Origin of the sequence: Peribacillus sp. NPDC097197 (assembly GCF_050278025.1) — a bacterium.
Taxonomy (GTDB): Bacteria; Bacillota; Bacilli; order Bacillales; family DSM-1321; genus Peribacillus.
In genome coordinates, this window is record NZ_JBNNST010000005.1 from 38,399 (window position 1) to 54,513 (window position 16,115).

Genomic DNA, 16,115 nt, shown 5'->3' on the forward strand with positions numbered 1-16,115 from the left:
CCATGGCTCAATTGACGATGATTCAAGCAATTACAGATGCATTACGTACAGAACTTAAAAATGATGAGAACGTACTCGTTTTTGGAGAAGATGTCGGCGTTAATGGAGGAGTGTTCCGGGCGACTGAAAATCTTCAAAAAGAGTTCGGTGAAGAACGTGTTTTCGATACACCCCTTGCAGAATCAGGCATCGGTGGATTGACAGTCGGTCTTTCCTTACAAGGTTTCCGTCCTGTTCCTGAATTACAATTCTTTGGATTCATTTATGAAGTAATGGATTCAGTCAGTGGACAGCTTGCTCGTATGCGTTACCGTTCAGGCGGTCGCTACAATGCACCGGTTACCATTCGTTCTCCATTTGGCGGTGGAGTTCATACTCCTGAAATGCATGCGGATAGTCTAGAAGGATTAATGGCTCAGCAACCTGGATTAAAGGTAGTTATTCCTTCCACTCCATACGATGCAAAAGGTTTGTTGATTTCAGCAATTCGCGACAACGATCCTGTCATTTTCCTTGAACACATGAAATTATATCGCTCTTTCCGTCAGGAAGTTCCTGAGGAAGAATATACGATTCCATTAGGAAAAGCAGATGTAAAACGAGAAGGAACGGACTTATCCATTATTACGTATGGTGCGATGGTGCAGGAATCCATCAAGGCTGCGGAAGAATTGGCTAAAGAAGGACATTCGGTAGAAGTGGTCGACCTTCGTACTGTTTCTCCATTGGATATTGATACGATTATTGCCTCTGTTGAAAAAACGGGACGGGCCATTGTCGTTCAAGAAGCCCAAAAACAAGCTGGTGTAGCAGCACATGTTGTAGCAGAAATTAACGAACGTGCTATTTTAAGTCTGGATGCTCCCGTTTTACGAGTGACGGCTGCCGATACAGTTTTCCCATTTTCTCAGGCTGAAACGGTATGGCTTCCAAATTATAAAGATATTATCGAAACAGCGACAAAAGTGTTGAAATTCTAATTACTTTTAATGAGAAGAATGAAAGTAAAGGCTTTGGAGAGTCTTTCTCATTAGTAGAAATACATGACAAAGGGCTTTATTCAAAGCCCTAAGTATGATTTAATATAGGAGGTTGAATTCAGTGGCATTCCAATTTAGACTCCCTGATATCGGAGAAGGTATACACGAAGGTGAAATAGTAAAATGGTTTGTTAAACCAGGAGATACAATTCAAGAAGATGACGTACTTTGTGAAGTTCAGAACGATAAAGCTGTAGTCGAAATTCCATCACCGGTGAAAGGTACCGTTGAAGAAATTCTTGTTCAAGAAGGAACGGTGGCTGTAGTCGGAGATGTACTTGTCACTTTTGATGCTCCTGGGTATGAAGATCTTCAGTTTAAAGGGGATCATGGGGAAGAAGCGAAAGCAGAAGGTGATAAAGATACTGAAGCTCAGGTTCAAGCTACTGCTGAAGGCGGACAGAAAGTCAATAAAGAAGCTGCACCGGTTCAGGAAAATAGTGAAGAAACGGGCGCAGGAGCTCAACCAAAGGCGGGATCTCAGCCACAGGTTGAAGCAGATCCTACACGACGTATCATTGCCATGCCTTCTGTTAGAAAGTATGCACGGGAACAAGGGGTAAATATTCGCGAGATTACTGGCTCAGGAGATAATGGCCGCGTCATGAAAGAAGATATAGATGCTTTCAAAAATGGCACATCCGCTTCAAAAGAACCAGCTCGTCAAAGTGATGATGCTTCACAACAAATAGATTCGGATACGAAAGAAGATAATACGAAAGTGGCAATTCCAGAAGGGCAATACCCTGAAACACGCGAAAAAATGAGCGGCATGAGAAAAGCGATTGCCAAGGCAATGGTTAAGTCGAAACAGACGGCTCCTCATGTTACATTAATGGATGAAATTGATGTGACGATGCTAGTTGCCCATCGTAAGAAATTCAAGGATATTGCTGCAGAAAAAGGAATCAAGCTTACATTCCTACCTTATGTTGTTAAAGCCTTAACTAGTGCATTACGTGAATTTCCTATGCTTAATACATCATTTGATGATGAAACAAGTGAGATTATCCATAAACACTATTACAATATCGGAATTGCGGCAGATACAGAAAAAGGTCTGTTAGTTCCAGTTGTAAAAGATGCAGATCGAAAATCAACTTTTGCTATTTCACAAGAAATTAATGAATTAGCTGCGAAAGCTCGTGATGGTAAGTTGGCTTCCAATGAAATGAAAGGCGCTTCTTGCTCCATCACGAATATCGGTTCCGCAGGCGGTCAATGGTTCACACCTGTAATCAATCATCCAGAAGTTGCCATTCTAGGGATTGGACGCATTGCCGAAAAAGCAATTGTTCGCGACGGGGAAATTATCGCCGCTCCAGTTCTGGCATTATCACTTAGCTTTGATCACCGTATTATTGACGGGGCCACTGCTCAGCATGCATTAAATCACATCAAAAAGTTATTGAACGACCCAGAATTATTGTTAATGGAGGCGTAAACAATGGTAGTAGGAGATTTTCCGATCGAAACAGATACATTAGTAATAGGTTCAGGACCTGGGGGGTATGTTGCCGCAATTCGCGCAGCACAGCTTGGACAAAAAGTAACAGTTGTTGAAAAAGGATCAATTGGCGGAGTTTGTTTGAACGTAGGTTGTATCCCTTCAAAAGCGATGATCTCAGCAGGTCACCGTTTCCATAATGCTCAGCATTCAGAAGATATGGGGATCTTTGCGGAAAAGGTTTCTGTTGACTTTTCTAAAGTGCAAGCATGGAAACAATCTGTTGTAAATAAATTGACAGGTGGCGTAAGTAGCCTATTAAAAGGAAATAAAGTTGAGGTCGTGTCAGGAGAAGCTTACTTCGTAGATGAAAATAGCATCCGTGTCATGAATGAAGACTCAGCTCAAACATATACATTTAAAAACGCGATTATCGCAACTGGTTCTACACCAATCGAAATCCCGTCATTTAAATATACTAAACGTGTACTTAATTCTACTGGTGCTCTTGCTTTGGAAGAATTACCAGGTTCAATCGTCGTTATCGGCGGAGGGTACATTGGTACAGAGCTTAGCGGCGCATTAGCAAGCTTTGGAACGAAAGTAACGATCCTTGAAGGTACAGAAGAAATTCTTTCTGCAGGTTTTGAAAAACAAATGGCAGCCCTAGTTAAAAAGAACCTTAAAAACAAAGGTGCTGAAATTGTTACAAAAGCTCTTGCTAAAGGCGTGGAAGAAACTGAAACTGGCGTTACGGTTACTTATGAAGTAAAAGGCGAAGAGAAAAAAGTTGAAGCGGATTATGTGTTAGTGACAGTAGGTCGCCGTCCGAATACATCTGAAATCGGTCTTGAACAAGTCGGCATCAAAATGACGGACAGAGGCTTGATTGAAATTGATAAACAATGTCGTACAAATGTGAAAAACATTTACGCGATTGGTGATATCGTTTCTGGACCTCAATTAGCACATAAAGCTTCTTATGAAGGAAAAATCGCAGCGGAAGCTATCGCTGGCGAGTCTTCTGAAATTGACTACCTAGCGATTCCGGCTGTGGCATTCACTGAACCGGAACTTGCTTCTGTAGGTTATAATGAAAAAGACGCGAAAGAAGCAGGAATCGAAGCATTAGCTTCTAAATTCCCGTTCGCTGCAAATGGACGTGCTCTTTCATTGAACAGCACGGACGGTTTTGTGAAGCTTATTACCCGTAAAGAAGACGGATTGGTAATTGGCGCACAAATCGCAGGACCAAACGCTTCTGATATGATTGCAGAACTTGGTTTAGCTATCGAGGCAGGAATGACTGCTGAAGATATCGCGATGACAATTCATGCGCATCCAACTTTAGGGGAAATCACAATGGAAGCTGCTGAAGTAGCCCTTGGAACTCCTATCCATATCATCAAATAATTATTTTCCCAAAAAGCATACTGCCCTTCCTGGGCAGTGTGCTTTTTTTTCGTTATAAGTTAAGGTTACCGATCCGAAATACTTAATGAAATGTGAAGACGGGCATATATTTATAAAGAACATGATCCGTTTTAATAGGGAAAAAGGTTTGAAATTTGTAGAATAGGATAAAAAAATAGCAGGAGCGGTGTGACTTGAGAACAAGTTTGCCGAAATAAAGCAACGGCCAATTGTTCATATAAATGGGGTGGATCACTTGAAAGATTATCTTGTCATCCTTTTTCAACTAATTGTTTGGAGTGGATATACGGTGGTTGAATGGCTGTCAGTCAATGATCGTTTTGTTTTTAAAGTATTCATGTTTTTGGTCTTTTCTTATTTAGCCATTTATATCGGAAAAATGATACTGAAATCCAATAGAAGGACGTTGCTAGTCACCGTTATCAGTTTACTCTGTTATGGTGTATTGCAAATCCTTTTAGAAACATTAGTACCTGTTTATTGAATGAGGTTTACGCCGTGATGCGACTTATACCAATGGAGGAATTATGCTTATCAGACCCTTGTGCATGTTTGCGATGATATCACTTGTATTGATGGGGTGTAATGGAATGGATGTTACCCCTGTACAAAATCAAAAAACCGTCGAAACATCGAGCAATATCAAAAATGAACAAAAAGAAGTAGAGCTTAGTGAGAAACGGAAGGAACCAATTGAAAAAGGGAAGGCAGAAGAGGAGAAGGTTCAAGTCCAATATCGTTTGAATGAGGCAAATTGGTCATTTGAACCAATTAAAGATGCTGATCCGAAAGTTGTCCTTTTGACATTTGATGATGCACCTGATAAATATTCACTAGACATTGCAAAAACGCTCCATGAGCTTCAAGTGCCAGCTATATTTTTTGTGAATGGCCATTTTATTGAAGATGATGAAAAGAAAAAAATATTGAAGGAAATCCATGATATGGGCTTCCTAATTGGGAACCATACATATTCTCACGTTAACTTGAAGGAACAGACTGATGTGGTTCAAAAAAAAGAAATCGTTAAATTAAATGATTTGGTAGAAGAAATCGTTGGGGAGCGGCCCAAATTCATCCGGGCTCCGTTCGGGACGAATACCGAATATTCCAAAGGAATTGCGAAACAAGAAAAAATGTTGGTTATGAACTGGACCTATGGCTATGATTGGGAAAAAGAGTATCAAAATGATAAGGCTTTAACGAATATCATGTTAAATAGTCCATATTTATCGAATGGAGCGAACTTATTGATGCATGATCGGAAATGGACGCATGACGCGATTGAAGATATCGTAAATGGTTTTCAAAAAAAAGGCTACACATTCCTTGATCCCAGATTAATAGAAACCCCTGCATAAAAGTATCTATTAATCATTCGAAATCGGTCTCATTGATTATTACTTTGCGATTAAAAAGGCACTCGGGAAATATTCCGAATGCCTTTTATGATGAACAACAGTTCAGGACTTTGCTTTTATAGAATCTTATTCGCTTGTCTATAGCTGTCAATCATTGCACATATTATCACAATAGGGGCAAGAATGAACCCTATGGAGACGAACGCAAGTAAGCAAGACACTAAATATGCCAAAGCAAAAAATATACCTCTTTTAAATAGCTTTCTGTCTCTTGATGCCCATTCCCAACTAGGATGTAAGCTTAAGAATAGATGCCCAGCACCAGGAACCCAAAAAGATATTATGAGTGTGATTAGTTTCTTCAAACCATTTCCTCCTAATAATACAAATAATACATCCATCAACATTAAGTTAATTCACTTGATAGGTCAATAATCATGACTCATTATTATTGTAACCAAAAGAAAAAAGCATTCAAGGAGAATGCTTTTGGTTCCTTTTTCGTATAATCTACCCGTATTGATAAGTTGAGATTCGAAATAAGGTCATAAATTATTATTGCAGAAGTATAACCATCCATTAAATAATGATTCTTTCACGTACCTTACCAAAGAAAAAATGATTGGAAATTGTGACTATTTTAGACTTAGCCTTAATATAGATGTCTATATCCTTATACGAATGCCTTAAGGGGTGTTCATTACTTTCTGGGATAATAATACATGATTCGTTTATTAAAGAGGTGGAGTTGGCCTTGCAATTTTTTTGCGAGGAATTTACATAATTCATTAGCTTTGCCTTTATCCCCGAATGTAGCTGTTTCAGGAAGAGTGAATTGGATATATGATTGAATCCGTTCCATGCCGTCCTCATCTTGAATGATTTCTTGGTCGACCCCAATTAATATCATATGATAACGGTCGACATTGGACTGTAAATAAATCATGTTCCCCTTCATTTCATCCGGCTCTTTCATATCATAAGGAAAGGCTTTTTTATCATAGTCCCAATCCAGTTGCTTTCCTGTTTTTGAGGTGACCATTTGGTAATAGGTGAGTAATTCCTTCACGTCCTCAATCGTGACATTGGTTTTCACAGACTCCGGGACTAGTTTGATATAGGCATTTTCAATCATTATTCAGCCTCCTTTTCCTTGTTTTCTTTATAATAGATTAACATTAAATGGATATTTTATATACCTATCTATATGTAACTGTAATTGGGATAATTCCTTCCTCACATTCTCAAACCAGATACAGTTTTATGGTAAAATATGTAATAACAGGTTGACAAATAGCCTTTTTTATTTGTAAAATTTAAACAATTAATATTCTTCCAGGAGTGAGATGAATATGACTATACATGGTATCGATTCAATTGTAGTTGCTACAAAAAAGGGGCTGTATCGCTTTATTTAAAGTGATGCAGCTCCTTTACTATGTTAAAGGGGTGTAGGGCATGATTCTTACTGGTGAGGATTTAACGGTAAATCTATCAAAAAAGGTCATATTTGAGAAGGAAAAGGTCACCCTCTCCCAAAATGCTCTGGAAAATGTTTTGAATAGCAGGAAAGCAGTAGAAAAAATTGTCTTGGATAAACGCATACTATACGGGATTACGACTGGGTTTGGGAAATTCAGTGATGTATTTATCGATACCGAAGATGTAAAACAACTACAATATAACCTCATCCAATCTCATGCCTGTGGAGTAGGAAGCCCATTTCCCGAAAGTGTTTCCAGAGCTATGCTACTACTTCGGGCAAATGCTCTCGCTAAAGGCTTTTCAGGCGTGAGACTTGAAGTCATCTCTACTTTATTGGCACTTTTACATGCAGAGATACATCCGGTTATCCCACAGCAGGGATCTCTTGGTGCAAGTGGGGATTTAGCTCCACTTTCACATTTAGCGCTTGCATTAGTGGGGGAGGGAGAGGTCTTTTATAAAGGAGAAATTGTGAATGCTTCCGTGGCCATGAAACTGGAAAGCATTTCACCAATCGAGTTGGAAGCCAAAGAAGGGCTCGCACTAATCAATGGTACGCAGGCCATGACGGCGATGGGGGTGGTGGCCTTTCTGGAAGCGGAAAAAATCGGATGGTTGTCTGAAGCGATTGCCGCGATGACTGTCGAAGCATTAAATGGGATTATAGACACGTTTGATGAAAGGATTCACCTAGCAAGAGGATACCCGGAACAGATTGCTGTTGCCAAGAGAATGAGGAAGTGGCTCGAAGGAAGCAGGCTTACTTCCAGGCAAGGGGAAATTCGGGTGCAAGATGCATACTCGCTCCGGTGCATCCCCCAGGTCCTAGGGGCCTCCTGGCAGGTATTCGGATATGTAAAAGAAAAATTGCAAATTGAAATGAATGCAGCCACCGATAATCCGCTGATTTTTGATGGAGGTGACCATGTAATATCCGGGGGGAACTTTCATGGACAGCCGATTGCCTTTGCCATGGATTTCTTAAAGTTAGGGGTTGCGGAAGTTGCAAGTATATCGGAAAGAAGGATTGAGCGGCTCGTTAATCCCCAATTGAATGATCTCCCTCCCTTTTTAAGTGCCAGACCTGGACTGGAGTCAGGAGCGATGATCATGCAATATTGTGCAGCATCACTCGTCTCGGAAAACAAGACGCTAGCTCATCCTGCGAGTGTCGATTCCATTCCCTCATCAGCTAATCAAGAGGACCATGTGAGCATGGGGACCATCGCTGCTAGACATGCTTATGCAATAATCCAGAATACATGGAGGGTGTTGGCGATTGAATGCATTACGGCGATGCAAGGCGTTGAATATAGAGGTACAGAATATATGAGTCCGAAGACTTTTCAATTTTATGAAAAGGCCAGGGAAATTGTACCGACCATTAAGTCTGACCGAATGTTTTCCACTGATATTGAAGCCTGTACCACGTGGTTGAAAACGTATGACTTTACGGAATGGATGCATGACTTTTAGATAAGGGGTGAAAAACATGGGAGCTAAGGAACAAAGGAAAATTGTGAACTACAAAGGTTCTACTCTTCATGCGAAGGGATGGATTCAAGAAGCGGCGATAAGGATGCTGATGAACAATCTTGACCCTCAAGTAGCTGAAAATCCAGAAGAACTGGTTGTATACGGAGGGATAGGCAAAGCAGCTCGAAATTGGGAAAGCTATGACAAAATCATGAAAACGCTACATGAATTGGAGACGGATGAAACCTTATTGGTTCAATCAGGGAAACCTGTGGCCGTTTTCAGAACACACCCGGATGCGCCTCGAGTTTTGTTAGCTAATTCCAACCTCGTGCCGGCCTGGGCCAATTGGGATCACTTTCATGAACTCGATAAAAAAGGATTGATGATGTATGGACAAATGACTGCTGGCAGCTGGATTTATATTGGTAGCCAAGGAATCATTCAGGGGACGTATGAAACATTCTCGGAGCTTGCCAGGCAACATTTCCAAGGGTCATTAAAACATACCATCACCTTGACTTCCGGCCTTGGTGGAATGGGAGGAGCGCAGCCGTTAGCGGTTACCATGAATCAGGGGGTCTGTCTCGCCATTGAAGTGGATGAAACCAAAATCGACCGGAGAATAAAAAACGGTTACCTCGATCGTAAAACATCCGATATGGATGAGGCGATTGCCATTGTGAAAAAAGCAAGGCAGGCGGGTGAACCTTTATCCATCGGTCTGCTTGGAAATGCAGCAGATATTTTGCCACTTCTGATTGAACGTGGATTCATCCCTGACGTATTGACGGACCAAACATCCGCCCATGACCCGTTACATGGCTATATCCCTTCAGGAATGACGGTAGCACAAGCCAGACGTTTTCGACAAGATAATCCGAAGGCATATGTTGTTGCCTCTAAACAAACGATAGCCAGCCATGTTAGATCCATGTTGAGTATGCAGGAAAAGGGGGCCATCACCTTTGATTATGGAAACAACATTCGTCAGATGGCAAAAGATGAAGGCGTGGATCAGGCATTTAGTTTTCCAGGCTTTGTCCCGGCTTATATTCGTCCGCTTTTTTGCGAAGGGAAGGGCCCATTCAGGTGGGCTGCCTTATCGGGAGATCCCGAGGATATTTATAAAATTGATGCAGTCTTGCTCGAAGAATTCAAAGAAAACCAGAATCTATGCAATTGGATAAAACTGGCGCAGGAGAAAATTCCCTTTCAAGGCCTTCCAGCCCGAATTTGTTGGCTTGGATATGGAGACAGGGCCAGGCTCGGGAAAATGATTAATGACCTGGTCAAAGCTGGGGAATTGAAAGCGCCGATTGTGATAGGAAGGGATCATTTGGATGCAGGTTCTGTTGCTTCGCCTAACCGTGAAACAGAAGCGATGATGGATGGCAGTGATGCCGTTTCCGACTGGCCAATCTTAAATGCATTAATCAATGCTGTTGGCGGGGCAAGTTGGGTCTCGGTTCATCATGGAGGCGGTGTCGGTATGGGCTATTCGATTCATGCTGGCATGGTGATAGTGGCGGACGGTACGAAGGAAGCGGAAGCAAGGCTTGAGCGGGTACTTACATCAGATCCTGGAATGGGTGTGGTGCGCCATGCTGATGCCGGTTACGAACTGGCGATTATGACAGCCAAGGAAAAGGGAATTCATATGCCGATGTTGGGAGAGAAGTAGATGAGTAGACCCATTTTCATAAAAAACGCGGCCCAATTGATCACACTCGACGGAAAGATGAAAGCCCCCAGGATTAAGGCAGAAATGTCAGACTTGCAAATCATCGAAAATGGAAGCGTCTGGCTCGAAGCCGGAATCGTTCAAGCGGTAGGCAGAACGAGTGCTTTACTGGAAATGTACACGCATCGTCTAGCTCAAGCCGAGACCCTAGATGCAACGGGCAAGTTGGTTACGCCTGGTTTGGTAGATCCACATACCCATTTAGTATTTGTCGGAAGCAGGGAAAAGGAGTTTAATCAACGCCTCGAAGGTGCCACTTACATGGATATCATGAATCATGGCGGGGGCATATATGCGACGACCGAGGCTGTGAAAAAAGCGAGTCACACCCAGTTGTTTGAAGAGAGCTTGGAACGCATGAACGGATTTCTTCTACAAGGGGTGACGACAGTCGAGGCGAAAAGTGGCTATGGCTTGGATTGGAAAACGGAGAGAAAACAGCTTGAAGTGGCAAAGTTACTTCATGAACAACATCCAATTGATGTTGTTTCAACCTTTATGGGTGCCCATGCCGTCCCCCTACATTTTAAAGAAAACCCTGAAGTTTTTGTTGATTTAATCATTAATGAAATGATCCCTGCAGTTGCACAAGCTAAATTGGCGGAGTTTAACGATGTATTTTGCGAAGAAGGCGTATTCACCCCCGAACAGGCAAAGAAAATCTTGGAGGCCGGAAAGAAATTCGGACTGAAGGCTAAAATTCATGCGGATGAAATCGAGCCGTATGAAGGAGCGGAGCTTGCGGCTGAATTAGGGGCCATTTCAGCAGATCATTTGCTAGAAGCATCGATTACGGGGATGAAGAAGATGGCAAAAGCGGGGGTGGTTGGTGTTTTACTACCGGGAACAGCCTATTTCTTAATGAAAAAATTCGCCGATGCCAGAAAGATGATTGATCTAGGTGTACCGGTCGCCCTTTCCACGGATTGTAATCCGGGTTCTTCGCCGACGGTATCTCTACCTTTCATGATGAATCTTGCTTGTATGAAGATGGGGATGAGTCCTGCTGAAGCGATAACGGCCGTCACAATCAATGCAGCCCATGCCATTGATCGTGCTGAGGAAATCGGGAGCATCGAAGTCGGCAAAAAGGCGGACATCACGATTTTTGACGTAGATCACTTTGCGAAACTTCAGTATTTTTATGGAGTCAATCACACACATACCGTCATAAAAAAAGGAAGAGTCGTTGTGAAAGGGGGAGCGCTTGTTGAGTGACGTTCATCTTCAACCGGCAACTTTTACTTGGAGGAAGGAAGCATTCCCGGCAGCCCACCCAGCGAAGGTCCACCAGTGGATTCGGACAATTGATGAGCAGAGAATGGCAGGAGATATGGATGAACCGGATTGTGTCTTTTTTGGGGCCCCACTATCCAGGTCATCCATCAGCCCATCGGGAGCATCGGAGTTCCCTGATTATTTTCGTCGTTCATGGAAAGGCTTTTCTACCTATAACATGGATTATGATGTGGATTTCTCTGGGATGCAGGTATGGGATTTAGGTGATGCACCCATGCATGGAACGGATATCAGCCTTTGTCATCAGTCGATTAGGGAGACATCCGCTGCTGTTCACGATATGTACCGGAATTCCTTGATTGGTGGAATTGGCGGTGATCATTCTACAACAGCCATGCTGGTGAAAGGAATGAAGCAAATCTATCCTGATAGTAAAATAGGTATCCTGCAATTCGATACGCATCTTGATTTGCGGGATCCTTCAGAAAACGGTCCTACTAATGGTACACCCATGCGTCAGTTGATTGAAGCGGGCATTGTCGAGGGAAAGCATATCCATAATATTGGCTTGCATGGGTTTTATAACACCAGGGATTTAATTGACTATGCAAAGAAGAAAGGAGTCAGGTATGTCCCTTTACGATTAGCCAGGAAGCAAGGTCTTGAACAGGTGATAAAAGAGGCATTAGCTCATTTAAATGATCAAGTGGATATGATTTACGTGACGATTGATATGGATGTTCTCGACATGGCGTTTGCTCCTGGTGTTCCAGCAGCGACTACTGGTGGGATGCAACCGGGGGAATTGCTGGAAGCTGTATTTCTTGCCGGAAGCCATGACAAGGTGAGGGCTTTTGATATCGTATGTTTGGACCCGCTCAGGGATACGCTGAACCAGGCAACGGTACAGATTGGTACTTCTGTTTTTCTGACGATGATATGCGGTCTACAAATCAGGGGGGAATAGCAACGCTAATCAGGACTTGTTTTCCTGAAGCCAATGAAAACAATGGGGAATTTCTAATATTGGAATTTATGAAATAACGAATTGGAAAAATCTATATATGACATACTTTATAGCTTGAAATATTAAATGTGCTATATTATAATGTAATAAAGCGGTTACATTAATCGTTTCATGCATACAATATAGAGGAAGGGGTTGTAAAAATGGGAACTATCGTTTGTCAAACTTGCAACAGCACGATTGATCATTTTGAAGATGAAAAAGTAAGTGTACTTTATACACATAATCACAACTGCCACAGCTGTGATACAGCTGCCTCTAAGGAATAGGACATACAACATTGACTGATAATAGATTTTGAGGGTGTTCCAGAAAATATAACCTGGACGCCCTTTTTCCATGAGGGAAGACCCAATTAAGGAACGATTATGATTGTAAACGACGAGTAAAAACCAGAGCGTATGTCTGATTGCTCTGGTTTTTACCGTTTCTTTAATGTTTAATGATCCGTAAGTATTTAATTTCTGGATCCTCAGGACCTTGGACGGGAAGGCCCACCTCGATATTTTTCTGGATATAGGCAATGTTGTCCTCGGTGATCAGTTCACCCGGTATGAAAATCGGGATCCCAGGGGGATAGACCATAATAAATTCTGCACTGATCTTTCCTACGGATTCCTCGATAGGCACCACCTCGGTTTCCGCATAGAAGGCCTCTCTTGGCGATAGGGCAAGTGGCGGAGTATCGGGAAGCAGGACTTCGATTCTTCCATGATCGGCAGCCCACTCCTTAAATTCTTCCGATAAGTCTTTAAGGGCATTGATTAATATATCCACTTCCGTTATGGAATCCCCTGGGGTGATCAAACAAAGGATATTATATAAATCAGAGAGCTCCACCTCGATATTATGTTTCTCACGCAACCACTTCTCCACGTCATATCCGGTAAGGTCCAATTCTTTAATAGAAATGATTAATTTTGTCGGATCATAACTAAAGGCAGCTTTACTCGCCAATATTTCTTTCCCTACACAATATAAATAAGGAATTTCATTGATTGCGTTCCTTGCATATTCAGCAAGCCTTATTGCACCATCGATCATTTCCCTTCCGTTCGTTGCTAGTTGCCTTCTGGCTGTATCAAGTGATGCAAGAAGGATATAGGATGTCGAGGTCGTTGTGAGCATGCTTAAAATTGCCTGGACCCGATTTGCGGAAACCAGTCCGTCCTTTACATTTAAAACGGAACTGCCCGTCATCGAACCTCCAAGTTTATGAACACTCGTAGCTGCCATATCGGCTCCAGCTTGCATGGCGGATAGTGGCAGTTCTTCATGAAAATGAATATGGACCCCATGTGCTTCGTCAACGAGCACCGGCATATGGTAAGTATGTGCCAACTCCACTATACTCTGCAAGTCTGCCGAAATGCCGAAGTAAGTCGGGTTGATTACCAAAAGTCCTTTGGCATCGCTGTGTTCCTTTAGTGTTTTTTCAACGGCTTCTATAGTTATTCCATGGGAGATTCCCAGGTCTTTATCGATTTCAGGATTAATGAAAATGGGAACGGCACCGGAAAATACGATGGCTGACATAACGGATTTATGTACGTTCCTCGGAACGATGATTTTATCTCCGGGTCCGCAGACCGACATGACCATCGTCATGATTGCACCGCTTGTTCCTTGTACCGAAAAGAATGTATGGTCAGCCCCGAAAGCCTCAGCTGCTAGGTCTTGAGCTTTTTTGATTATTCCTTTTGGCTGATGGAGGTCATCAAGTGGGGCAATATTGATCAAATCTATCGATAAGGCATTTTCCCCGATGAAATCACGAAAATCGGGATCCATCCCTTTCCCCTTTTTATGACCTGGAATATGGAATTGAACAGGATTCTTTTTTGAGTGCTGTAACAAAGCAGTATATAAGGGTGTTTCATTCTGTGACAAATTCTTGTAGCCCCTTTTCAATATAATATATAAAAATACTCCATTTACTGCAGTATATTATTCTGCGTGTCAGCCTCTATTAAATCGGGCTGCGAATTATGGGTAGACATAAAACAAAAGAATTATAGCATGTCTAACAATAAATGCCTAGTTATACTTTTTAACCCTAAAATAGCAAGCTAAGGCGAAAGAATCTATGAAACTAGGCAAATGAAATGTATTAGCGATTGTTGAATGAACTTCCTGATATAGGTGAGTTTATGATTTGAATAAATAAACAGTATTTGCCATAATGATTCGTGTAGAGTATTAAAGAATGGACAAGGGGGAAGATGTTCTTGAAATGGAAAACTCGCGTGACTGATTTATTGGGGATACAGTATCCAATTGTGCAAGGGGGATTGGCACACCTTGCCTATGCGGAATTGGCTGCAGCGGTTTCGAATGCTGGGGGTTTGGGACAGGTAACGGCCATGTCGTTGAATGACCCGGATCAATTGGTTCAGGAAATCCGAAAGACAAAAGCTATGACGGATAAGCCTTTTGGCGTCAATTTCGCCATTGGTCAGCATGGCAGGCCCTATGAACATATGCTTGAGGCAGCGATGAAAGAAGGAATTGCCATTGTCTCGGTAACTGGTGGCAACCCTGCTCCATTTCTAGAATTTCTTAAAGATACGCCTGTAAAGAAGCTTGTGCTAGTTGCCGCAAAGAGGCAGGCCGTCAAAGCCGAACAATTGGGTGCGGATGCTGTGATGGTGGTCGGGCAGGAAGGCGGAGGTCATTTAGGCAGGGATGATATCGGTACATCCGTATTGATACCGCAAGTGGTTGACTCCGTGCGCATTCCCGTAATCGCTTCAGGTGGATTCGGGGATGGACGTGGGTTAATGGCTGCATTGGCCCTTGGAGCCGAAGGTATCGAGATGGGTACAAGATTCATTGCTGTCGAGGAATGCGTCCATGCCCATGAATTATATAAAAATGCCTTGGTTTCCGGAACAGAAAATGATACCGTTGTCATTAAGCGTTCAATTGGTGCTCCTGCCCGCGTCATTTCTAATAGCTGGACGGATAAGATTCTTGAAATTGAAAAAGAAAACGGTGGATACGAGCAATTGAAGGATTACATAAGCGGAGAAGCAAACCAAAGGTATATTCATGATGGAATCGAGGACGAAGGCTACGCTTGGGCAGGACAGGTCATGGGGATGATCCATGATGTACCAACGACGGCCCAGCTATTCAAACGTATCATCAGTGAGGCGGAGGCCATTCGCTCAAAGTGGGCTGAGTGAGAAAGTTCCCCATTCAACAGGATTTAACTAGAAGGAGTGAATAAGTATGGATTATCAATATCCTATGGATCTTGATTGGTCAACGGAAGAAATCGTCGACGTCATTAAATTTTTTGAAGCAGTCGAGAAAGCTTATGAAAGTAAAATTGAAAAAGAAGCATTCATGAATGCCTATCGCCGTTTTAAGGTGATTGTCCCCGGTAAGGCGGATGAAAAGAGGTATACGGACGAATTCGAATCGGCCAGCACGTATTCTGCCTATCATGTTATTAAGAAAGCGAAAGCTCTTGCAGATGGTGATTGGATTAAAATGAAATAAAATTTTCAATTGTTAGAAAACTTTATTGACTTCCTGAAAATTATGTTTTAACATAATAAACAAGAAAAGATAAAGGCAGTGACGAAGAATAGTACCTTAATATTGTTCTGTAGAGAGCCAGTGGTTGCTGAAAACTGGTGAACAAGTTTAAGCGAATGGACTTCCGAGCCCCAAACCGAAACGGATGACGGAGTAGGCTTTGGCGATTATCTCATCGTTAATGGAGACAGGCATGTAATGTTTTTTGTGCCGTAAAGTGAGCTATTATAGCTAATTAAGGTGGTACCACGGGTTCCTCGTCCTTTGGATGAGGGGCTTTTTTGCGTTTTTTTAAAATGGATAATTAAATCTTTGA

The 16,115-nt window shown here is 42.3% G+C and carries 15 protein-coding genes and 2 other annotated features (1 of these 17 cut by a window edge); of the genes, 13 read left to right on the forward strand and 2 right to left on the reverse strand.

Annotation, left to right across the window (positions count from 1 at the left end; all coding sequences use genetic code 11):
- Positions 1–2 precede the first annotated feature (2 nt).
- The 6 genes from ACQKL6_RS08440 to ACQKL6_RS08465 all read left to right on the forward strand — a co-directional run bounded on the left by ACQKL6_RS08440 (position 3) and on the right by ACQKL6_RS08465 (position 5,717).
- On the forward strand, positions 3–980 hold the full coding sequence (locus ACQKL6_RS08440) for an alpha-ketoacid dehydrogenase subunit beta (protein WP_402956137.1): 978 nt from the start codon (positions 3–5) through the stop codon (positions 978–980).
- A gap of 121 nt (positions 981–1,101) precedes the next feature.
- A complete protein-coding gene (locus ACQKL6_RS08445; protein ID WP_402956139.1) occupies positions 1,102–2,484 on the forward strand; it encodes a dihydrolipoamide acetyltransferase family protein in 1,383 nt (460 codons plus the stop codon).
- Positions 2,485–2,487: 3 nt separating this feature from the next.
- Positions 2,488–3,900, forward strand: coding sequence for a dihydrolipoyl dehydrogenase (gene lpdA, locus ACQKL6_RS08450; RefSeq protein ID WP_402987728.1), 1,413 nt, complete (start codon positions 2,488–2,490; stop codon positions 3,898–3,900).
- Between the two features lie 247 nt (positions 3,901–4,147).
- Complete coding sequence (locus ACQKL6_RS08455) at positions 4,148–4,405, forward strand: hypothetical protein (protein ID WP_402868055.1); 258 nt, start codon at positions 4,148–4,150, stop codon at positions 4,403–4,405.
- A gap of 64 nt (positions 4,406–4,469) precedes the next feature.
- Positions 4,470–5,282: a polysaccharide deacetylase family protein gene (locus ACQKL6_RS08460; protein WP_427650959.1), complete on the forward strand. Its 813-nt coding sequence runs from the start codon at positions 4,470–4,472 to the stop codon at positions 5,280–5,282.
- A gap of 192 nt (positions 5,283–5,474) precedes the next feature.
- Positions 5,475–5,717 (forward strand): hypothetical protein, encoded by a 243-nt coding sequence (locus tag ACQKL6_RS08465; RefSeq protein ID WP_402868059.1) that lies wholly within the window; start codon positions 5,475–5,477, stop codon positions 5,715–5,717.
- A gap of 265 nt (positions 5,718–5,982) precedes the next feature.
- Here the strand turns inward: ACQKL6_RS08465 and ACQKL6_RS08470 are convergent, their stop codons facing one another.
- Positions 5,983–6,417 (reverse strand): DUF1885 family protein, encoded by a 435-nt coding sequence (locus tag ACQKL6_RS08470; protein ID WP_402956145.1) that lies wholly within the window; start codon positions 6,415–6,417, stop codon positions 5,983–5,985.
- Positions 6,418–6,740: 323 nt separating this feature from the next.
- Here ACQKL6_RS08470 and hutH point away from each other — a divergent pair, with 323 nt between their 5' ends.
- The 5 genes from hutH (at position 6,741) to ACQKL6_RS08495 (ending at position 12,522) form a co-directional block, all read left to right on the forward strand.
- Positions 6,741–8,243 carry a histidine ammonia-lyase gene (hutH, locus tag ACQKL6_RS08475; protein WP_402987734.1) on the forward strand — a complete coding sequence of 501 codons (1,503 nt, stop codon included), beginning with the start codon at positions 6,741–6,743 and terminating at the stop codon, positions 8,241–8,243.
- A 16-nt stretch (positions 8,244–8,259) separates the two neighbouring features.
- Positions 8,260–9,927: a urocanate hydratase gene (hutU, locus tag ACQKL6_RS08480; protein ID WP_427650960.1), complete on the forward strand. Its 1,668-nt coding sequence runs from the start codon at positions 8,260–8,262 to the stop codon at positions 9,925–9,927.
- Positions 9,928–11,205, forward strand: a complete 1,278-nt coding sequence (hutI, locus tag ACQKL6_RS08485; RefSeq protein WP_427650961.1) for an imidazolonepropionase — start codon at positions 9,928–9,930, stop codon at positions 11,203–11,205. It abuts the gene before it with no gap.
- Positions 11,198–12,193, forward strand: a complete 996-nt coding sequence (locus ACQKL6_RS08490; RefSeq protein ID WP_427650962.1) for an agmatinase family protein — start codon at positions 11,198–11,200, stop codon at positions 12,191–12,193. Before hutI ends, ACQKL6_RS08490 begins: the two co-directional genes overlap by 8 nt.
- Before the next feature lie 203 nt (positions 12,194–12,396).
- Complete coding sequence (locus ACQKL6_RS08495) at positions 12,397–12,522, forward strand: GapA-binding peptide SR1P (protein WP_402868072.1); 126 nt, start codon at positions 12,397–12,399, stop codon at positions 12,520–12,522.
- 163 nt (positions 12,523–12,685) lie between these two features.
- On the opposite strand, the gene ACQKL6_RS08500 is transcribed toward ACQKL6_RS08495, so the two are convergent.
- Positions 12,686–14,143, reverse strand: a complete 1,458-nt coding sequence (locus ACQKL6_RS08500; RefSeq protein ID WP_427650963.1) for an aminotransferase class I/II-fold pyridoxal phosphate-dependent enzyme — start codon at positions 14,141–14,143, stop codon at positions 12,686–12,688.
- 338 nt (positions 14,144–14,481) lie between these two features.
- On the opposite strand from ACQKL6_RS08500, the gene ACQKL6_RS08505 reads away from it, so the two are divergent.
- Both ACQKL6_RS08505 and ACQKL6_RS08510 read left to right on the forward strand, forming a co-directional pair.
- Positions 14,482–15,441, forward strand: coding sequence for an NAD(P)H-dependent flavin oxidoreductase (locus ACQKL6_RS08505; RefSeq protein WP_402956155.1), 960 nt, complete (start codon positions 14,482–14,484; stop codon positions 15,439–15,441).
- A 46-nt stretch (positions 15,442–15,487) separates the two neighbouring features.
- On the forward strand, positions 15,488–15,760 hold the full coding sequence (locus tag ACQKL6_RS08510; protein ID WP_402868078.1) for a UPF0223 family protein: 273 nt from the start codon (positions 15,488–15,490) through the stop codon (positions 15,758–15,760).
- A 69-nt stretch (positions 15,761–15,829) separates the two neighbouring features.
- Positions 15,830–16,067, forward strand: a binding site (T-box leader).
- A 35-nt stretch (positions 16,068–16,102) separates the two neighbouring features.
- Positions 16,103–16,115 (forward strand) — a binding site (T-box leader); it runs 220 nt beyond the window's last position.